This window comes from Nocardia sp. PE-7, assembly GCF_030486425.1.
Taxonomy (GTDB): domain Bacteria; phylum Actinomycetota; class Actinomycetes; order Mycobacteriales; family Mycobacteriaceae; genus Nocardia; species Nocardia salmonicida_A.
This window is the reverse complement of sequence record NZ_CP129614.1, coordinates 1,526,536-1,545,375: the sequence shown is the minus strand read 5'-3', so window position 1 is coordinate 1,545,375 and position 18,840 is coordinate 1,526,536. Positions and strand designations below refer to the sequence as shown.

General features: G+C 68.5%; 18 protein-coding genes. 8 read left to right on the top strand and 10 right to left on the bottom strand.

Annotated elements, in window-relative coordinates; genetic code table 11:
• Positions 1-109: 109 nt before the first annotated feature.
• Positions 110-1,495, bottom strand: a complete 1,386-nt coding sequence (locus tag QX204_RS07270) for a class II 3-deoxy-7-phosphoheptulonate synthase (protein WP_301905798.1) — start codon at positions 1,493-1,495, stop codon at positions 110-112.
• A gap of 179 nt (positions 1,496-1,674) precedes the next feature.
• On the opposite strand from QX204_RS07270, the gene QX204_RS07265 reads away from it, so the two are divergent.
• Positions 1,675-2,172 carry a polyadenylate-specific 3'-exoribonuclease AS gene (locus QX204_RS07265; protein WP_056816848.1) on the top strand — a complete coding sequence of 166 codons (498 nt, stop codon included), beginning with the start codon at positions 1,675-1,677 and terminating at the stop codon, positions 2,170-2,172.
• A gap of 61 nt (positions 2,173-2,233) precedes the next feature.
• On the opposite strand, the gene QX204_RS07260 is transcribed toward QX204_RS07265, so the two are convergent.
• The 4 genes from QX204_RS07260 to QX204_RS07245 form a co-directional block, all read right to left on the bottom strand.
• Complete coding sequence (locus QX204_RS07260; protein ID WP_301905797.1) at positions 2,234-3,844, bottom strand: cytochrome bc1 complex cytochrome b subunit; 1,611 nt, start codon at positions 3,842-3,844, stop codon at positions 2,234-2,236.
• Positions 3,841-4,980 carry a cytochrome bc1 complex Rieske iron-sulfur subunit gene (locus QX204_RS07255; RefSeq protein ID WP_301905796.1) on the bottom strand — a complete coding sequence of 380 codons (1,140 nt, stop codon included), beginning with the start codon at positions 4,978-4,980 and terminating at the stop codon, positions 3,841-3,843. Before QX204_RS07255 ends, QX204_RS07260 begins: the two co-directional genes overlap by 4 nt.
• A 73-nt stretch (positions 4,981-5,053) precedes the next feature.
• The gene (locus QX204_RS07250) at positions 5,054-5,926 is read right to left on the bottom strand and encodes a cytochrome bc1 complex diheme cytochrome c subunit (RefSeq protein WP_301905795.1); all 873 of its coding nucleotides are present in this window, start codon (positions 5,924-5,926) and stop codon (positions 5,054-5,056) included.
• Positions 5,927-5,983: 57 nt separating this feature from the next.
• Positions 5,984-6,595, bottom strand: a complete 612-nt coding sequence (locus QX204_RS07245; RefSeq protein ID WP_301905794.1) for an aa3-type cytochrome oxidase subunit III — start codon at positions 6,593-6,595, stop codon at positions 5,984-5,986.
• 179 nt (positions 6,596-6,774) lie between these two features.
• Here QX204_RS07245 and QX204_RS07240 point away from each other — a divergent pair, with 179 nt between their 5' ends.
• Positions 6,775-7,191 (top strand): hypothetical protein, encoded by a 417-nt coding sequence (locus QX204_RS07240; protein WP_301905793.1) that lies wholly within the window; start codon positions 6,775-6,777, stop codon positions 7,189-7,191.
• 90 nt (positions 7,192-7,281) lie between these two features.
• Positions 7,282-8,343: an anthranilate phosphoribosyltransferase gene (trpD, locus tag QX204_RS07235; protein ID WP_056816551.1), complete on the top strand. Its 1,062-nt coding sequence runs from the start codon at positions 7,282-7,284 to the stop codon at positions 8,341-8,343.
• 10 nt (positions 8,344-8,353) lie between these two features.
• Here the strand turns inward: trpD and QX204_RS07230 are convergent, their stop codons facing one another.
• The 5 genes from QX204_RS07230 to QX204_RS07210 all read right to left on the bottom strand — a co-directional run bounded on the left by QX204_RS07230 (position 8,354) and on the right by QX204_RS07210 (position 13,608).
• The gene (locus QX204_RS07230) at positions 8,354-8,629 is read right to left on the bottom strand and encodes an Lrp/AsnC family transcriptional regulator (protein WP_056816554.1); all 276 of its coding nucleotides are present in this window, start codon (positions 8,627-8,629) and stop codon (positions 8,354-8,356) included.
• Positions 8,630-8,633: 4 nt separating this feature from the next.
• Positions 8,634-9,185, bottom strand: a complete 552-nt coding sequence (locus tag QX204_RS07225; protein ID WP_301905792.1) for a phosphoribosylanthranilate isomerase — start codon at positions 9,183-9,185, stop codon at positions 8,634-8,636.
• A 124-nt stretch (positions 9,186-9,309) separates the two neighbouring features.
• Positions 9,310-11,169, bottom strand: coding sequence for a DEDD exonuclease domain-containing protein (locus tag QX204_RS07220; RefSeq protein ID WP_301905791.1), 1,860 nt, complete (start codon positions 11,167-11,169; stop codon positions 9,310-9,312).
• A 125-nt stretch (positions 11,170-11,294) separates the two neighbouring features.
• Positions 11,295-12,338 (bottom strand): tetratricopeptide repeat protein, encoded by a 1,044-nt coding sequence (locus QX204_RS07215; RefSeq protein ID WP_301905790.1) that lies wholly within the window; start codon positions 12,336-12,338, stop codon positions 11,295-11,297.
• 7 nt (positions 12,339-12,345) lie between these two features.
• Positions 12,346-13,608: an ATP-binding protein gene (locus QX204_RS07210; protein WP_301905789.1), complete on the bottom strand. Its 1,263-nt coding sequence runs from the start codon at positions 13,606-13,608 to the stop codon at positions 12,346-12,348.
• A 674-nt stretch (positions 13,609-14,282) separates the two neighbouring features.
• On the opposite strand from QX204_RS07210, the gene QX204_RS07205 reads away from it, so the two are divergent.
• The 5 genes from QX204_RS07205 to QX204_RS07185 all read left to right on the top strand — a co-directional run bounded on the left by QX204_RS07205 (position 14,283) and on the right by QX204_RS07185 (position 18,782).
• The gene (locus QX204_RS07205) at positions 14,283-14,852 is read left to right on the top strand and encodes a C40 family peptidase (protein WP_301905788.1); all 570 of its coding nucleotides are present in this window, start codon (positions 14,283-14,285) and stop codon (positions 14,850-14,852) included.
• A 224-nt stretch (positions 14,853-15,076) separates the two neighbouring features.
• Positions 15,077-16,141: an NlpC/P60 family protein gene (locus tag QX204_RS07200; protein WP_301905787.1), complete on the top strand. Its 1,065-nt coding sequence runs from the start codon at positions 15,077-15,079 to the stop codon at positions 16,139-16,141.
• Positions 16,142-16,150: 9 nt separating this feature from the next.
• Positions 16,151-17,158 carry a peptidase MA family metallohydrolase gene (locus QX204_RS07195; protein WP_301905786.1) on the top strand — a complete coding sequence of 336 codons (1,008 nt, stop codon included), beginning with the start codon at positions 16,151-16,153 and terminating at the stop codon, positions 17,156-17,158.
• Positions 17,159-17,221: 63 nt separating this feature from the next.
• Positions 17,222-18,349, top strand: a complete 1,128-nt coding sequence (locus tag QX204_RS07190; RefSeq protein WP_301905785.1) for a glycosyltransferase family 4 protein — start codon at positions 17,222-17,224, stop codon at positions 18,347-18,349.
• A gap of 43 nt (positions 18,350-18,392) precedes the next feature.
• Complete coding sequence (locus QX204_RS07185; protein ID WP_301905784.1) at positions 18,393-18,782, top strand: polyketide cyclase / dehydrase and lipid transport; 390 nt, start codon at positions 18,393-18,395, stop codon at positions 18,780-18,782.
• Positions 18,783-18,840 lie beyond the last annotated feature (58 nt).

Sequence of the window (18,840 nt, the reverse complement as noted above, 5' to 3'; positions counted from 1 at the left end):
GCCGTCCCGCTGTTGCGGTGCCGTTGCGTAGGCGACGAAGGAGCAAGCAACGGCACCGCAACAGCGGGACCGCCATGGCCGCGAACTCGAGCGCGCCAGCGCTCCAGAACTACCGCAGCATCTCGGCTACCAGGAACGACAGTTCCAGGGACTGCTGGGTGTTCAGGCGCGGGTCGCAGGCGGTTTCGTAGCGGCCGCCGAGGTCGAGATCGGAGATGTCCTGGGCGCCGCCGAGGCACTCCGTGACGTTCTCGCCGGTCAGCTCGATGTGCAGGCCGCCGGGGTGGGTGCCCAGCGCGTGGTGGACCTCGAAGAAGCCCTGGACCTCGTCGACGATGCGGTCGAAGTGGCGGGTCTTGAACCCGGTGGACGACTCGTGGGTGTTGCCGTGCATCGGGTCGCACTGCCAGATCACCTGGTGGCCGGTGGCCTGCACCTTCTCGATGATCGGGGGCAGCACATCGCGCACCTTGCCGTTGCCCATGCGCGCGACCAGGGTGAGTCGGCCCGGCTCGTTGTTCGGGTCGAGCCGCTCGACGTATTCCACGGCCAGATCCGGCGTGGTGGTCGGCCCGATCTTGAGGCCGATCGGGTTCGCGAGGAGTTCGGCCAGCGCGATGTGGGCGCCGTCGAGCTGACGGGTGCGCTCGCCGATCCACAGGAAGTGCGCGGACAGGTCGTAGAGCAGCGGTTCGCCGGTTTCGGACTCGCTCAGCCGCAGCATGGCGCGCTCGTAGTCCAGGACGAGGGCCTCGTGTGAGGCGTAGATGCGCGCGGTCTTCAGGCTCGGGTCGTTGACCTGACAGGCGGCCATGAAACGCAGCCCGCGGTCGATCTCCTCGGCGAGGGTCTCGTAGCGCGCGCCCGCGGGCGACTGGGCGACGAAATCGCGGTTCCAGTCGTGCAGGCGGTGCAGGTCGGCGGTGCCCGCGCTGGTCAGGGCGCGGACCAGGTTCATCGCGGCGCTGGCATTGGCGTAGGCGCGGACCAGTCGGGACGGGTCGTGGCGGCGCAGCGCCTCGTCGGCGACGAGGGAGTTGACCATGTCACCGCGGTAGGAGGTCAGGCCGAGCGCGTCGGTGTCGGAGGAGCGCGGCTTGGCGTACTGCCCGGCGATCCGCGCCACCTTCACCACCGGCATGCTCGCGCCGTAGGTGAGCACCACGGCCATCTGCAGCAGCGTGCGGATATTGCCGCGGATGTGGGGTTCGGTGTTGTCGGCGAAGGTCTCCGCGCAGTCACCGCCCTGCATGAGGAACGCCTCGCCGCGGGCCACCTGGGCCAGCTGCGCCTTGAGGTCCTCGACCTCGGCGGGCAGGCAGATCGGCGGCACGCTCTCGAGCACGGTGCGCATGGTCGCGGCCTCGTCGGCGTCCCACGACGGCTGCTGCAGGGCCGGGCGGGCCAACGCAGCATCGAGGCGACCGCGCAACTCGTCGGGCAGCGGTGGCAGTTCCGGCAGGCGGTCAATGGGTACGTCGACGGTCCAGGTCACCAGTTAAGAATACGGCCCCGGGCAACGGGCGAATATCCGGCGTACCTGCGCCGGGCACCGCAGACCCGTGCGCGGTGCGCGCGGGGCACCGACATAGGGTTTCGTCAACCCGTCGTGGGTCCCTCGCCCGTCGTGTCGGACCCCCGCCAGCAACCTACCGACACGAAGAGGCGATCTCCCTGCGATATTTCTACGACTCGGAATTCATCGAGGACGGCACGACGATCGATCTGATCTCGATCGGCGTCGTCTGCGAGGACGGGCGCGAGTATTACGCGGTGTCCACCGAATTCGATGCGAAGCGGGCAGGTCCGTGGGTGCGCAAGCACGTGCTGCCGAAGCTGCCGAGTGCCGGGTCGCCGCTGTATCGCACCAGGGAACAGATCCGCGACGACCTGTTCAAGTTCTTCCTTCCGCGGCCGAGTGTGCAGCCCGAGCTGTGGGCCTGGGTCGGCGCGTACGACCACGTGGCGCTGTGCCAACTGTGGGGTGACATGACCGCGCTGCCCAAGGGCATGCCGCGCTACACCAACGAACTGCGCCAGCACTGGGCCGTGAACGGCAGCCCCGCCCTGCCGCCCATCCCCGACGACGCGCACGACGCGCTCGCCGACGCCCGCCACAACCTGGCCAAATTCGAGGCCATCGAGACATACCGGCGCACCCCGCGGCTGTAGGAACAAAACGAAGGCCCCGAGTCGAATTCGACTCGGGGCCTTCGCGCTACGTGCGGTTCGGTCAGTGACCGGACGGCTCGCTGTTGTTGGCGATCGCCTGCTGTTCGGCGAGAACGGCGAGCATCCGGTGCTCCTCGCTCTCCTCGATCTCGACCCAGCGCTCGCCCTCGGCCTTGGGGTCGGCCTTGAGGAAGCTACCGGTGCCCGGCTTGCCCGCCGAACCCAGCTTGTTCATCTTCTTGGGCACCGGGGCGCCCTGGTATTCCAGCGGGATGGCATGGCCGTGTGCGTCGACCCCGCCCAGCGGCTGGTGCACCTCGATGTACTCACCGTGCGGCAGACGCTTGATCACGCCGGTTTCGATGCCGTGCTCGAGCACCGCCCGGTCACTGCGCTGCAGACCGATGCAGAACCGATAGGTGATGAAGTACGCGATCGGCGGCAGCAGCAGCACGCCGATACGACCGATCCAGGTGGTCGCGTTCAGCGAGATGTCGAACTTCAGCGCGATGATGTCGTTGACGCACGACAGCGTGAGCACCACGTAGAACGCGATGGACATCGCGCCGATCGCGGTCCGCACCGGCACGTCGCGCGGACGCTGGAGCAGGTTGTGATGCGCCGTGTGGTCGTTGGTGAGGCGCTTCTCGATCCACGGGTAGGCGATCAGCAGCGTGAACACCAGACCCATGATGAGCGCGACCCAGAACACCGCCGGGATCGTGTAGTTGCCGATGTAGATCTCCCACGGCGGCATCAGACGCGCCATACCGTCGGTCCACATCATGTAGAAGTCGGGCTGCGAACCCGCCGACACCTGAGAGGGGTTGTACGGACCGAGGTTCCAGATCGGGTTGATCTGCAGGACACCGCCCATGATGCCGACGATGCCGAGGGTGAACGCGAAGAACGCGCCCTGATCGGCGGCGAACACCGGGATGATGCGCGCGCCGACCACGTTGTGCTCGGTGCGGGCCGGTCCGGGGAACTGGGTGTGCTTCTGGTACCAGACCAGCGCGACGTGCGCGCCGATCAGCGCCAGGATGATGCCGGGCAGCAGCAGCACGTGCGCGATGTAGAGGCGCGGGATGATGATGTCGCCGGGGAAGTCGCCGCCGAACATCAGCCAGTGCAGCCAGGTACCCACGACCGGGACACCGATGGTGATGCCCGAGAACGCGGCGCGCAGACCGGTACCGGAGAGCAGATCGTCGGGCAGCGAGTAGCCGAAGAAGCCTTCGAACATCGCCAGGATCAGCAGCAGCGAGCCGATCACCCAGTTCGCCTCACGCGGCTTGCGGAACGCGCCGGTGAAGAAGATGCGGAACAGGTGGATGATGATCGACGCCGCGAACAGCAGGGCCGCCCAGTGGTGGATCTGCCGGACGAACAGACCGCCGCGCACCTCGAAGGAGATGTTCAGCGCGGTCTCGTACGCCCGCGACATGCCCACGCCGCGCAGCGGCTGGTAGGCGCCGTCGTAGACCACGTGGGTCATCGACGGGTCGAAGAACAGCGTCAGGTACACACCCGACAGCAGCAGGATGATGAACGCGTAGAGCGCGATCTCACCCAGCAGGAATGACCAGTGGGTCGGGAAGACCTTGTTGATCGACCGCTTGACGAACGCGGCGGCGCGATACCGCTCGTCCATCTCGTTTACCTGGCTCATGAACGACGCTCCCAGAAGGCCGGGCCGAGCGGCTCGATGAAGTCGCCCGCGGCGACCAGGAAGCCCTCGGAGTTGACGGTGATCGGCAGCTGAGGCAGTGCGCGGGCGGCGGGACCGAAGACCGGCTTTGCCCACTCGGTCGCGAGGAACTGCGACTGGTGGCACGGGCACAGGATCCGGTTGGTCTGCTGCTCGAACAGCGAGGTGGGGCAGCCGAGATGGGTGCAGATCTTCGAGTAGGCGAAGTAGTCGCCGAAGTTGAAGCTCTCCTGACCCTTGCGCTTGATCGCCTTCTCGGCGTCTTCGGTGCGCAGGCGGATCATCATCACGGCGTTACGGATGCCGCGCAGCGACTGCAGCGTCTCGTGCGAATCCCCGCGCCACTTCTCTTTCCACGGGAACACGGTCTCCATCGAGCCGGCGTCGAGATCTTCCGGGCGCACCAGGACGACGTCTTCCGGGCGACCGGTGTCGCGGCGGATGTAGATGGTCTCACCCGGGTAGTCCGGGGTCCAGCCCGAGACCCACAGCGGCGACTTGTCGCGCTTGGCCCACGGGTTCTTCACCATGCCGCCGACGAACACCAGCAGTGCGCCGATACCGAGCACGCCGACGCCGGCGCCCGCGGTACCGAGCATCATCTTGCGGCGACCGAGGGTGGAGGTGTCGAGCGCGTCCTGCAGCTCAGCTGCCAGGGTGCGCCGCTCGACCTCGTCCGACGGGCCGTCGTGGCGCTGCTGGATGGAGATCTCGGCGGGGATGAACCGCTTGCGAATCAGCACGACCGCGATGCCGATAACCAGCACCGAGATGCCGAAGGTCAGGCCGACGAGCGGGGTGAACAGCGAGTAGGCGCTGTGGCCCTCGTCGCCGTAGCCCTTCCACTCCCACGGCCAGAACAGGAAGACACCGATGAGCGCGGCGGCGGCGAGGCCGGAGACGGCGAACCAGAACGTGACCGCACGTTCGGCGCGCTTCTCGGCCTTGGTGCCGGGCACCGGCCACCGCTCGTTGCGGTAGACGACATCGACATCGTCGCGATTGGTACCGAGCTCGACCAGCTCGTCACGCGACATCGCGTCCAGTTCGTCTTCGGTGGGTTCGCGACCCATGTCGCTGTGCTCCTGTCCACTCATGGCTGCATCCAATTCGTCATGCTCGGGCGCGCTGCGTGGTTACGCTGCGCTGCCGCCTCCGCGCGCTGACCGATCATGACCGCGATCCGATCCACATCGCGGCGCCGACCACTGCGGTGATGCCGATGACCCAGATCGCCAAACCTTCGGTCGCCGGACCGAAACCGCCGAGGTCCCAGCCGCCGGGCGACTTCTCCTCCGCGGAGTTCTTGACGTAGGCGACGATGTCGCGCTTCTCCTCCGAGGTCAGCTGCCGGTCGGAGAACTTGGGCATGTTCTGCGGGCCGGTGACCATCGCCTGGTAGATCTGCTGCTCGCTGGCCTCGGCCAGCGGCGGCGCGAACTTGCCGCCGGAGAGCGCACCACCGCGACCGGTGAAGTTGTGGCAGGAGGCGCAGTTCATGCGGAACAGCTCCGAACCACGGGCGATGTCGTCGCCGCGCAGCGATTCCTGGGCGATCTCACCGTTGGCGTCACGGATCACCGAGGGGCCACCACCGTTGGCGGCGACATAGGCGCCGATCGCGTCGGTCTGGTGCGCGTCGAACTTCTCCGGCTTGCGCACCGCCTGGGCACCGTTGACGGCCATCGGCATGCGGCCGGAGGAGACCTGGAAGTAGACCGCGGCCTCGCCGACACCGATCAGGCTCGGACCACGATCGGCGACACCCTGCAGGTTCGCGCCGTGGCACGTGACGCACGAGGTCTCGTAGAGCTGCTTGCCCTCGCGAATGAGCGCGGACTGGTCCTCGTGCGCGGTCGCGACCTGGGCCTGCGGGGTGAGCGCGGTAGCCAGGAAGCCGGCTCCGACCAAGCCGATCATCAGCGCGAGAGCACCCGCGATACGACGGCGGGCGCGGCGCTGCTTACGCGCCTTGGCGGCCTGTGCGTCCTGCCCGGCGCCGGGGCCGGCGGGCTCTTGGGCCGACGGGGGAGATGAACTCATCTGTGTCCCTTTGGAGTAGACGGAACCGACTTGTGCAAATGCTGTGTGCGCCGCGCGCTAACGGACGAAGTAGATCGTGGCGAACAGCCCGATCCAGACGATGTCGACGAAGTGCCAGTAGTACGACACCACGATCGCGGCGGTGGCCTGGGCGGGGGTGAACTTGCTCAGCGTGGTGCGGACGAGCAGGAACACGAACGCGATCAGACCGCCGATGACGTGCAGACCGTGGAAGCCGGTGGTGATGTAGAAAACCGAGCCGTACGAGCTGCCGGCGATCGAAGTTCCCTCCTCCACCAGGTGGTAGTACTCGTAACCCTGCCCGGCGACGAAGAACGCGCCCATCAGCAGGGTGATCGTGTACCAGCGACGAAGGCCGAACACGTCGCCCTTCTCCGCGGCGAACACGCCCATCTGGCACGTGAACGAGGACGCGATCAGAACGGCCGTCACCGGAATCGCGAGCTTCATGTTCAGCTCGGTCGGCTCCGGGGGCCAGTTCCCGTGCGCCTGCGCGCGAGCAACGAAGTACATGGCGAACAGTCCGGCGAAGAACATCAGCTCGCTGGACAGCCAGATGATGGTTCCGACGCTGACCATGTTGGGCCGGTTCAGCGAATGCACACGCTGAGTAATGGCCGATCCTGGGGTGCCTACTGCGGTCGTCACGGGGTAAGTATGACTCTTCGTAGTACGACACATGTACCCGGGTACGAAAGTTTGTGGCGCCAGTCGGAAAACCCACGCACAGAGGGGGTCTACGACGTCCGTCGGCGTGTTGGCGACGATCGCGCGACAACCCATTGTGACAGCGTTGGATGTGGATAGGCTGAGACGAGGAGGCGACGATGGTCGTGGTGCGGATGTGGCGGCGACTGTTCGGTGGGTCGGCGCGGAAGTTGGACCCCGAGCGTGAGGATCTCGTCGTGGTCGCATCGAGTTTCGACGATGTCGAGGCTTGTTCTACCGCGCTGGACCGCGCCACTGAGCTGGATCGGGAGGCCGACGCGGTGTTGCGCCATCATCTGCGGCTGCCCGCGGGCCAGATCGAGGCCGCGTGCGAGATCGCCGGATACGACGGATACGAACGCGCCGAGGCCACCGCCACCGCGCCGGACCTGGTTCCGATCATCTTGCAGCGGGTACAGCGGCTCGATCCGCTGACCTGTTCGCAGGAACGCTCGCGAATGGCCGGGCTCGCCCAGCGCCACGACGGCGTGGCCGACGGTTGGGACGCGCTGCAGCCGCCGCGCACCGCCCCGTAAACTTGTCCGACGGCGCAAATGTCCTTGCGCCACCTCCGCCTGCCCGATCTACTGTGGCGCAACGGTGTCGTTTAAGGAGAAGCAGAGCAGATGAGCGTGCGCAGCTGGCCCCAGGTGCTCGGAACCCTCGCCGACGGTGGCGACCTGGCCGCGGACGACACCACCTGGGTGATCGACGAGATCTTCACCGACAACGCCACCGCGGCCCAGATCGCGGCGTTCGGCGTCGCCATGAAGATCAAGGGCCCGACGCCGACCGAACTGGCGGGCATGGTGGCCGGGATGCTCGGGCACGCGCGCCTGGTTCGCATCGACGGGGACGCGGTCGACGTCGTCGGTACCGGCGGCGACCGTTCGGGGTCGGTGAACATCTCGACCATGTCCTCGGTGGTCGTGGCCGCGGCCGGGGTGCCGGTGGTCAAGCACGGGAACCGAGCGGCTTCGTCGAAGGCCGGTGGCGCCGATGTGCTCGAAGCGCTGGGGGTCAAGCTCGCGCTCGGACCCGAGTCGGTGGCGCGGTCGGTGCGCGAGACCGGGATCGGGTTCTGTTTCGCGCCGCTGTTCCATTCCGGACTGCGTTTCGCCGGGGCCGCGCGCAAGGAGATCGGCATCCCGACCGTGTTCAACGTACTGGGACCGCTGACCAATCCGGCACAGCCGAGGGCCGGGCTGATCGGGTGCGCGTTCGCCGATCTCGCGCCCGTGATCGCGGGGGTGTTCGCGGCGCGCGGAGCGAGTGCGCTGGTCGTGCGTGGGCGCGACGGGCTCGACGAGATCACCACCTCCGACCTCACGGATGTGTGGGTGGTCAGTGGCGGGCGGATTCGTCAGACGGTGCTCGATCCGACGCGGCTCGGCATCGTCAGGGTGGATCTGGACGACCTGCGCGGCGGGGACGCCGAGGCCAACGCCCGCGTCGCCCGCGATGTGTTCGCGGGAACGCCGGGGCCGGTGCGTGACGCGGTGCTGTTGAACTCGGCCGCGGCGATCGTGGCCTACGACCTCTCCCGCGGGGTCGGCGATGTCGATTCCGATCTCGACGCGGCGCTGGTCGGCGGGCTCGAGCGCGCCGCCGCTGCCGTCGACAGCGGGGCGGCGGCCAAGTTGCTGCAGAGCTGGGCCGAACTCACCCAGGTGCTCGACGAGCGCTGAGCCCGAGGGCTCACTCCCCCAGCGAGAATCCGGCTTCCACGTCGGCGCTGGAATAGGACTTGAAGGCGATGTGGGTGGTGGTGCGCACCACGCCGTCCACCTTGTCGATGCCCGAGGTGACCACCTCCGCGATGTGCGCGTGGTCGCGGACGCGCACGATCGCGATCAGGTCCACGTCGCCCGCGCAGGAGTACACCTCGGCGACTCCTTCGGTGTCGGCGAGGGCCTGCGCGGTCTCGGGGATGCGAGAGTTCTGCGCCTGGATCATCACGATCGCGGTAATCATGGGATCACTCTAGAACTTCCGGCCCCTCGGTGGCCGCTTTGAACCGTCGCATCAGGTCATAGCTCTTCACACCGGGCGCCGACTCCACCGAGCTGGACACGTCGACACCATAGGGCCGATGCCGGGCGATCACGGCGGCGACATTGTCCGGGTCGAGGCCGCCCGCCAGCACGACTCGCCCTGGCTGCGCGCGCACCCAGTCGGGGAACTCCTCGAAGACACCGGAGCCCGCGCTGGCGTCGTAGAAGAAGTATTCGCTGGCCTGCTCGGGGGCGGGCGGGTTCGAAGAACAGAAGGCCAAATTCGGCAGGTCGGCCCACTGGTAGAGCTGCACGACGTCGAACGCGTCGGCCACCTCGGCGACCTCGCGCGCCTCGAGGGCGACGGCGAAGGTCGTGATGCGACCGCGTGCGTAGTCGGCGAGGGCGCGCGCCTGCGCGGGGGTGCGGTAGCGCTTGCTCTTCGTCGTCACCATGACGCCGATCGCGGAGTACCCGAGCTCGATCGCCCAGTCGATCTGCTCCTCGGTGGTCAGACCACACACCTTCACGAACATCCGCCGCTGCTCCTTCATTCACAGGACCCCGCACACGGAATCCGGGTCCATGATCCCAGGACGCCGCAGCGCACCGCCGAGTAGTGCCTCGACCGGGCCGAGTCGTGCGGCCGATCTCGGTTCGTCATCGTTCGGCGAGGTACTGCTCCTGCTCGCTCTTGGTGGTAGCGGCGGTACGCGCGAGTTGCGCCCACCCCACCCATCGCGCCGCACCGTGCAGCGGTTCGCGGTAGCCGTCGCTGGTCCGCACGATCCGCGCGCCGGGTTTGGCAAGCCAGCGAGCGATGACGCCGACTTCCTCCGGTGGGGCTCCGCGCAGGGGTGGGGTGTGGTCGTCGAGGTCGACGATCACATCCTCGACGAACAATGCCGCTTCCGGCGTATTCACCCGAAGGGACTCGCCCAGTGGACGCTGGGTCCCGTTACCCGACGACGCGATGCCCAGGTCGGGAATGACTGTTTCGGCGGCGGCGACGATCTGATCGACAACAGCCATCGGCGGGGTGCCGCGGGCCGCGGTGCCCGCGGCGGCGAGGCGACCGTAGCGGATGACGGAGAATTCCCAGCCGCCCGCGCCGTCGGGCAGCGCGATGATGAGTTCCGCGAGGCGAGCCAGGGCCGCGAGACGCTGGGTGCGGTGCAGTTTCGTGACAACGGCGGCGGTGCGGTCACGCAGGCGCGCAGCTGCCTCGAAATGCTCTGCGGTGGAATGGGTTTCGATGCGATCGATCATCGCGCGCAGCAAGGTGTCGGCCCGGCCGGTGAACAGGTCGCGCACCGCTTCGGCGGCCGGAGCGTAGCTCGTCGCGTCGTGGTCACCGTCGTGGCGGGCGGCGGGACAGCCGCCGACTGCCGCGGGTGGGCAGGTGTGTTTCGCCGTGCGGGTGAGGCGAGTGGCGCAGGTTCGCATCCCGGCGAATTCGGCGATCGTCGACGCTACATCGACCGCGTCCATCCGAGAGTTGAACGGCCCCAAGGCTGTTCGGGTCGGGGTGCGCACGGCTACCAGCCGTGGGAAGGCCTCGTCGCTGAGCGTGAGCCACCACCCACGCCGGGGAAACTTCGAGCGGCGGTTGTACGGCGGGGCGTGCGCGGCGAGCAGCCGGAGCTCGCGCACCCCCGCTTCGAGGCCGTGCGCGCACACCACATGGTCGACCCGAATCGCCAGGGCCACCATCTCTTTCATGCGGCCTCGGGTCTCCGAACCGGTGAAGTAATTGCGCACGCGACGGCGCAGATTCACCGCCGTCCCTATATAGAGGACTTCCTCCGACGGTCCACGGAAGAGATAGACGCCGGGCGCGGCGGGCAAGTCGGTCGCGAAAGTGCGCTTGGCACGCTGGGTTCCGGTGACGCCGGGCAGATAGTCGAGCAGTTCGGACAGGCTGTGCACGCCCTGATTGCCGACCCGCCCGATCAACGCGTGCAGGACGTCGACGGTGGCGCGGGCGTCGTCGAGCGCGCGGTGCGTCGGTGTGGTCGACGCACCGAGGATCTGCGCCAGCACCCCGAGCCGCGCCGACGGGGCTTCGTCCCGGGTGAGCACCCGCCGCGCCAATTTCACGGTGCACAGCACCTGCGGATTGGGCCACGTGATGTCCTGACGCGCCGCGGCCGCTTTGAGAAACGCGGTGTCGAATCGCGCGTTGTGCGCCACCAGCACCGCCCCCGCCGCGAACTCGAGGAACCCCGGCAACACCCCCTCGATCCGCGGCGCGTCGTACACCATCGCCGTGGTGATCCCGGTGATCTGCACGATGGCGGGCGGGATCGCGTACCCCGGATTCACCAGTGTCGCGAACTCCCCCAGCACCTCTCCCCCGCGCACCTTCACCGCCCCGATCTCGGTGATCGCGTCCCGATCAGCGCTGGTCCCGGTCGTTTCGAGGTCGACGACGACGAAAGTGGTGGCATACAGCGGGGTATCGAGCTCGTCGAAGGCCAACTGCCGGGCGGCAGCCGGGAGCGGAACGGGATCGGGCACGGCGAGCAGCGTAAGGCGAGGGTCCGACAAGCTCGCCGCGTCGAACGACTCGGCGGTGACCGGTCATCCCGAGGTTCGGCCGCGGCCCACGATCTCCGGGGCGCCGGCGAGGTACGCGTCCCGGCTCAACCGCCCTGCGGCGCGTTCGGGAGGGACGGACGCGGTGTCGGCCAGGGTTTTCCGGTCGGCCAACGGTCCGACGGGAACTTCGGCAGACTCGGCAACGGCCGAAGGTAGCTGGGCGGCAACCGGTAATAGGACCGCGGGTAGGTCGTTGTCCGCGAGGTCGATCCGGTCGACGGCGAGTCGGAGCCCCCGGCCACAGCCAGCACGCCGTGCCACACCAGCGCCACGAGCGCCAGCGCCGACCAGACCACATGTTTACGCTTGACGCCGCCACCCTTGTTCCTCGCGCGATACGGCCGGGACGCGTCGGCAGACGCCGGGACCGGTGTCGGGTTCTCGTTCGGTATCTCCGCCAGCAGTGCCCGCACATCCGGTCCGTACGCCGGATCGAGTTCCGCGGCCCGCCGCAGCCACCGCTCGGCCTCTACCCATCGGCGCCGTTGGAAGGCATGGTTGCCCAGCAGGTAGATGGCCTCGACGTTGTCCGGATCCAAGCGCAGCGCGTGCTCGATCGCCGCCCGCCCGGCCGCCGCACGCTTGCCGATCGTGCGGGCGTCCTGCCACAGCACGCGGCCGCGGACCACGTGGAATACCGCGTTCTCCGGCGCGATCTCGATGGCGCTGTCGATGGCCGCGAGCGCGGCGTCCCGATCGCGGTGCTGCAGCGTCGTCGCGAGGATTCGGTAGCTGTCGGCCGACCAGGGGTCGAGCTCGACGCATCGACGCGCCGCGCGCACCGCCTCGTCCGCGTGGGCGGTGGCGGCGGTCGGGTCGGCGTCGACACGCTCACCCAGGAGCCCGTATTCGCCCAGCGCGAGGATTCGCCACGCGAACACGTTGCCGGGGTGCGACCGCAGCGCGGCCCGAGCGGCGTCGGTCGCCGCGGCGTTCACACCGGATCTCAGCCAGGAGTACGCCAGCTGCGCCTGGGCGTCGCTGTTGTCGGGTTCGGTCGCCAGCACCGGCGCCAGCTCCGCTCGCGCCGCCTCGAACCTGCCCAGGTCGATCAAGGCGGCGGCGCGGTCGAGTTGTTGTTCGCTCATCGGCGTCTCAGCGCCGCTTCATCCGTCTGAGGTAGGTCGCGAGTTCGTCGTAGCTGCCATCGCCGTTGGCGAATTCGACGACGTTGCGGGCGGATTCGAACCAGGCTCCGGTGCTCGGCCGGATCTGGGCCAGCGCCGCCCGCACGTCGGCCATGCCGATCGGGCGGACCTCGCCCGATCGCATCGAGTCGGCCATGGCCAGTTGGGTGGCCGAGGTGCAGACGTGGGCGAGATCGGCACCGGAGAGGCCGTCGGTGTGGGCCGCGAGGGCATCGAGGTCGATGCCTGCCACGGGGCGGTCGCGCAGGTGGTAGTGCAGGATCGACTTGCGGGCGGCGAGGTCGGGCAGGCCGACGAAGATCATCCGGTCGAAGCGGCCGGGCCTGCGCAGTGCGACGTCGACATCCCACGGATGGTTGGTCGCGCCGAGCACGAACACCCCCTCATTACTGTGGGTGGCCGAATCCATCTCGGTGAGCAACTGGTTCACGACCGTGCGCATGGTCGTCGAGGCCTGCATCTGGCTGCGTTTGTGGCCGAGCGCGTCGACCTCGTCGAGGAACAGCACGCACGGAGCGTTGCGCCGGGCCATCTCGAAGATGCTGTGTACATTGCGTTCGCTGGCGCCGGTGTAGATGTCGAGGATGTCGGTGATCTCGATCGGATAGAAGTTGGCGCCGAGTTCGCCCGCGACCGCCGAGGCGATGAAGGTCTTGCCGCAACCGGGCGGGCCGTAGAGCAGCAAGCCGCCGCGCGCGGAGGTGCCGAACGCCCTGGCCAGTTCCGGATTGCGCAGCGGGCCGAGCAGGGTGAGGTCGAGTTGCTGTTTCACCTCGGACATGCCGCCGACATCGGCCAGGCGCAGGCTCGGACGTTCGACGGTGGCGGCATCGCCATCGGTGACGAACTCGGTGGGGACGCCGTGCACGAATGCCGGTTCGATGATGTCGCCGACCTCGTCCTCGGCGGCGGCCCAGTCGAAGTCCGGCTGAGCGGCGGCCGAGCCGGACGCGGGGGTGGCGGGGGCGGCCATCGAGGTGGCGGCCGGCGCTGGAGAACCACCGGACAACGCTGTCGTGCAGCGCATCATCAGGGCCAGGACCTGGGCATTCCCCGGTTCGTGGCCGAGCGCTGTCCCGCAGTGGGCCAGCGCGTCGGCATAACGCTCCCGCTCGATCAGCAGCTCGATAACGCACACGCGCAGCGCGAGCACCCCCGGCCTGCGATCCAGCATCGTCAGCATGTCGGTCAAAACCTGGTCGTCGGCCACCCGCGCCCCCTTCGAACTGCGAACATTCGGCCGTACCCTAACCGCCACAACGGCTTTCCCGCCAAGCGGCGCGCACGCCAATACCACGGAGCAGCCCGTCCCGCGACCCGACACAAAGCAAACCCGCGAAGTCCGAAGCCGACAATTCGGCGCGAGACTTTCGTTCTGATGCGAACAAAATGACCGAGATCAAACTCAATAGTGACCGGGCTCACATACTTATCGAATTCACATGAGTTCATCAGATTTCAACGGGTAAGCAGCCTTACCAATCCGTGCGCGTCGCGGCTTACGGCGCGCCGCCCGCGAGGCGGACCCTACGGCGAACCGGCGATGATCACCGCGAGCATGCGCCACCTGCGGATTTGCCGATTTCAGAGGCGAAAACCACCGCGTGAGCCCTATTGGCGACGCGCCGGTAGCGCGCGAAAATCGCGATCGCCGCGACCTGGCGTTATCGTTTCGTGATCGCATGTGACCCAGCTCGCACGCTTTCCCCGGTGATATCACCCGGAATCCCCATTGGACCGATGTCCGACTTTACAAACCCCCGTGATGTCTTCGTAACCTTTTCGAGACCTCACGGAGTCCCGCCGATCGGAAATGGTCAGCGAGACGAAGCCCGCCGCGTCAAACGGACACGGCGTCGTGGGGCAGATTGGAAGTTCCGCATCATGGCGAACAACACCGTCAAGCGTCAGGCGCAGCGTGCCGTTGCCGTCGGAGCCGTCGGCGCTGCCACCATCGGCGCGTTCCTCCTGCCGGCCGCCCCGGCATCGGCCACCCCGGTGACCGTGCCCGGCATCGGCACGTTCGAGGTTCCGAACGAGATTCCGCTGCCCCAGGGTGTGCCCGGTATCGAGATCCCGGCCGCACCGCAGGCCTTCACCGCACCGCGCGCCACCGCCGCCGACATCGCCCTCGATGCCGCACTGAGCAAGATCGGCTCGCCCTACGTCTACGGCGCCGCGGGCCCCAACGCCTTCGACTGCTCGGGTCTGGTCCAGTGGGCCTACTCCCAGGCGGGCATGGACATTCCGCGCACCAGCGACGCCCAGCTGGGTGCGGGCACCCCGGTCTCGATCGACGAGCTCCAGCCCGGCGACATGGTGTCGTTCTACGGCGGCGGCCACTCCGGCCTCTACGCGGGCGACGGCAACGTCGTGCACGCCTCCACCGCGGGCACCCCGGTCCAGATCGCGTCGCTGTCGTCGATGCCGTTCGCGGGTGCGCGCCGCTTCTGATCTGCCGGGCACGGTGCGTCGTTCGCGGGGAAGGGCGCACCGAAGCCGCAGTGATCGTCCGGGTGTATGCGCCGTCCACTGGGTTGGACGGCGCACGTACCTTTTACTGGACACGAATGCATGCGGTTCCGTAACCTGATCGAGACCTTCTCGGCTGACGAGGAGATCGCGCTCAGGTATTGCGCTGTATCGGCGGACAACGAGAGAACGGGGCACGGGCCACTGTGACTGCACACCACCGGAATGCGCACGCTACGCGTGGTTTCGCCGGAACCCTTTCCGCCGCGATCCTGGTGTGCGCGATCTACACCGCCGGTCCCTCCGGCGCCGACCCCGTCGCCCTGCCGACCACCGCGACCGACGCCATCTCCCGGATGGTCGACCTCTCGCGCCAGTCCGAACAGCTCAACCAGCAAGCGCTCACCGCGCAGATCGACCTCGACGCCAAGCTCGCGCTGCAACGCGACGCCGACGACAAGGTCGCCGCCACCTCCGCGGTCGTCGAGGCCGCCCGCGCCGAGGTGCGCAAGTTCCAGCCGATGATCGACCGCACCGCCGTGGCCGCCTACACCGGCGTGCGCACCAACAGCATGTTCGCCGTGCTGTCGAGCGGTTCACCGCAGCAGTTGCTGGACAAGATGTCGACGCTGGACGTACTCGCCCAGCAGACCACCGAGACGGTCCGCCAGTTCAAGCAGGCCGCCGATGCCGCCACCGCGGCCGACACCGTCGCCCGCACCGCCGCCGAGGCCGCGCATGCCGCGACCACCGCCGCCGACGCGGTGCGCGCCGATGTCGAGCGCAAACGCCAGGATCTCGCCGCGTCGACCACCTCCGTGGTCGAGGCGTGGAGCCAGCTCTCGGCCCGGGACAAGTCGACCCTGGCCGGTTCGCCGTTCCCGCCCGGCTTCGACCGTGATTCGTTGCTGGCGGGCCTGGTTCCCGGCAGCGGCACCAGCGCGCTGGCCGCCGCGCTCACCCGCGTCGGCGATCCCTATGTCTGGGGCGCCACCGGGCCCGACCAGTTCGACTGCTCCGGACTCGTGCAGTGGGCGTTCAAGCAGGTCGGCAAGAACGTGCCGCGGACCAGTTCCCAGCAGGCGGGCTACGGCACGCCGGTGTCCAAGGACGAACTGCTGCCCGGCGACGTGATCCTGTTCTATCCCGACATCACTCACGTCGGCATCTACGCGGGCAACGGAATGATGGTGCACGCCTCCACTTTCGGTGTGCCGGTCGCTGTCGCGCCGATCAACACCACCCCGTATCACTCGGCCCGGCGATACTGAGCCGGACCGGTGACCGATCCGTTCCCCCGTTCGGGCCTGCGTTCGTGGTTCTCGTCGAACGGCCGCCTCGAATTCTGCATCACGCTCGCCTCGGTGACGCTGCTGACCGGAGCGTGCGTCGCACTGATCCTGCTGCCGCGCAACGCGGGCTCACTACAGCTGGCCACCGACGAGGCCGAGGTGCTCGACACCTCCGAGGGCCTCGACAATCCGCGGCTGAGCCCGGTGCGCCGCGAGCTACAGCCCTACGGCCCGATCCTGGTCCGTGAAGTCGCCGACGGTGCCACCTCGCCGGCACTACTGGTGGCCCATCCCAGCCATCGTGCCGACCTCGATGTCCTCGAACAGCAACTGGGCCAGGCCATTTCGGATGTGAGCGCGGTGTGGGGCACCGACTGGAATCGCGCGCCCGTCGTGGTCGTGGCGAGCACGCCCGCCGAATTCACCGCGCTCACCAGGTCCGCGGGCGCCACCGGCACCGACGTGGCCGCTGTGTCGCTCACCGGGTCCTACGCTCCGGGCACCCAGCCCACCGACCAGCGCATCGTGTTCAACCCCGACGCGCGGCGGCGGGTCGGCGCCGAGGGCCTGGCCACGCTGCTGCGCCACGAGCTCACCCACCTCGCCACCAGAGCCGACACCACCGACGGCGCGCCGTTGTGGATGTTGGAAGGCTTCGCCGAGTACGTCGCCCAGCGCGATCAGAAAACCACCTTCTCCCAGATCGCGCCCACGCTGACCACCCGGTTGCGCGCGGGCGCCCTGCCCAGCGAGTTCGTCGCCGATGCCGACTTCACCGGTGTCGACGCGGCCTACGCCTACGAAAGCGCATGGAGCACCTGCGCGTTCCTCGCCGACCGCTACGGCACCACCGCCCTCACCACGTTGTACAAGCGGCTGGCGACCGGCCCGCAGTCCCCCGCGGCGCAGGACGCCGCGTTCGCCGCCGAGCTCGGGGCCTCGCGCGCCGAGGTGCTCGACGGGTGGCGGGCCTGGTTGCGCGGTCGCGCTGCATGACGAGCGCGGGTACGCCTGACCACGTCCGCCCACCTGTCAGCCGACCGATTAGGTTGTTCTCTTATGGCCCGAACTCTGCTGGTTACCAACGATTTCCCGCCTCGGCCGGGCGGAATCCAGTCGTATCTGCAGGCATTGTCGAATCAGCTGCCGACCGAGGACCTGGTGGTGTACGCACCGCGCTGGCGCGGTGACAGCCATAAGAAGTTCGACGCCGCGCAGAAGTTCCAGGTAGTGCGTCATCCGACCACGCTGATGCTGCCGACCCCCGCGGTCATCAAGCGGGCGAGCGCGCTGCTGCGCGAACACCGGTGCGACACCGTGTGGTTCGGTGCGGCCGCACCCCTGGCGGTGATGGCGCCGATACTGCGACGCGCGGGCGCCGAGCGCATCCTGGCCAGCACCCACGGTCACGAAGTGGGCTGGTCGATGCTGCCCGGTTCGCGCCAGGTGCTGCGTTCGATCGGCGAGCACACCGATGTGGTGACCTATGTCAGCAAGTACACCCGTGGCCGCTTCGCCTCGGCGTTCGGCCCGCGCGCGGCGCTCGAGCACCTGCCGCCGGGCGTCGACCCCACCGAATTCCGGCCCGACCCGGCGGCCAGGGAAGAGCTGCGCGCCCGCTACGGACTCGGCGAGCGACCGACCGTGCTGTGCCTGTCGAGGCTGGTCCCGCGCAAGGGCCAGGACATGCTGATCGTGGCGATGAGCGAGATCCGCGAGCGCGTCGACGGCGCGGTGCTGGTGATCGCGGGCGGTGGACCGTACGAGACGCGGCTGCGCGCGCTGGCCGAGGCCCTCGGCGTGCAGGACAGCGTGGTGTTCACCGGGCGGGTGCCCTCGGGCGAGCTGGCCGCCCATCACACGATCGCCGATGTGTTCGCGATGCCGTGCCGCACGCGCGGGGCGGGCCTCGACGTCGAGGGTCTGGGGATCGTGTTCCTCGAGGCGTCGGCCTCCGGGGTCCCGGTCGTGGCCGGCGATTCCGGCGGCGCCCCCGAGACCGTGCGCGAGGGCGAGACCGGCATCGTGGTGCACGGCCGGTCGGTCTCGCAGATCAGCGATGCCATCGTCGAACTGCTCACCGACCGGGACAAGGCCGCCCAGATGGGCGCCGCGGGCCGCGCCTGGGTGGAGCAGAACTGGCACTGGGACCGGCAGGGCGCCCGCTTGCGGGAACTGCTGCGGTGACACCCTGCCCGGACCCGGTGTGGCGTCCACTACGCTCAGCCGGGTGAGCAGTATCCAGGTCGCTGATCAGACCTTCCTCGCCGCACCGGGCGCCGCGATCGCCGAGGTGCTGAGCGCCGCAAACAACTGGCGCCGCTGGTGGCCCGATCTGCGCCTCGACGTGCGCGAGGATCGCGGCGACAAAGGCATACGCTGGACGGTGGCGGGCGCGTTGACCGGCACCATGGAGGTATGGCTGGAGGCAGTCCCCGAGGGGGCGATCCTGCACTACTTCCTGCACGCCGAACCCGCGGCCGAACCGAAGTCGGCGCGCGCGCTGGCCGCGGCCAATCGGTCCCGCCGGGTCGCGGGCCGCGCCATGGCGTTCGAACTCAAGGCACGGCTCGAAGCCGGTCGACCCGCAGGCGTCGCACCCGCGGTCGCCGCCCCCTGACGCACGTTCTCGGCGCGCCTTCGCCGATGGACCGACCGGTAAGGGTGCGACAAAGGAG

What these genes read in the sequence shown, in the direction of transcription:
- QX204_RS07260 (WP_301905797.1), bottom strand. Translation starts at nt 3,844, where the DNA reads ATGAGCCAGGTAAACGAGATGGACGAGCGGTATCGCGCCGCCGCGTTC.
- QX204_RS07255 (WP_301905796.1), bottom strand. Translation starts at nt 4,980, where the DNA reads ATGAGTGGACAGGAGCACAGCGACATGGGTCGCGAACCCACCGAAGAC.
- QX204_RS07250 (WP_301905795.1), bottom strand. Translation starts at nt 5,926, where the DNA reads ATGAGTTCATCTCCCCCGTCGGCCCAAGAGCCCGCCGGCCCCGGCGCC.
- QX204_RS07240 (WP_301905793.1), top strand. Translation starts at nt 6,775, where the DNA reads ATGGTCGTGGTGCGGATGTGGCGGCGACTGTTCGGTGGGTCGGCGCGG.
- trpD (WP_056816551.1), top strand. Translation starts at nt 7,282, where the DNA reads ATGAGCGTGCGCAGCTGGCCCCAGGTGCTCGGAACCCTCGCCGACGGT.
- QX204_RS07230 (WP_056816554.1), bottom strand. Translation starts at nt 8,629, where the DNA reads ATGATTACCGCGATCGTGATGATCCAGGCGCAGAACTCTCGCATCCCC.
- QX204_RS07225 (WP_301905792.1), bottom strand. Translation starts at nt 9,185, where the DNA reads ATGTTCGTGAAGGTGTGTGGTCTGACCACCGAGGAGCAGATCGACTGG.
- QX204_RS07215 (WP_301905790.1), bottom strand. Translation starts at nt 12,338, where the DNA reads ATGAGCGAACAACAACTCGACCGCGCCGCCGCCTTGATCGACCTGGGC.
- QX204_RS07205 (WP_301905788.1), top strand. Translation starts at nt 14,283, where the DNA reads ATGGCGAACAACACCGTCAAGCGTCAGGCGCAGCGTGCCGTTGCCGTC.
- QX204_RS07190 (WP_301905785.1), top strand. Translation starts at nt 17,222, where the DNA reads ATGGCCCGAACTCTGCTGGTTACCAACGATTTCCCGCCTCGGCCGGGC.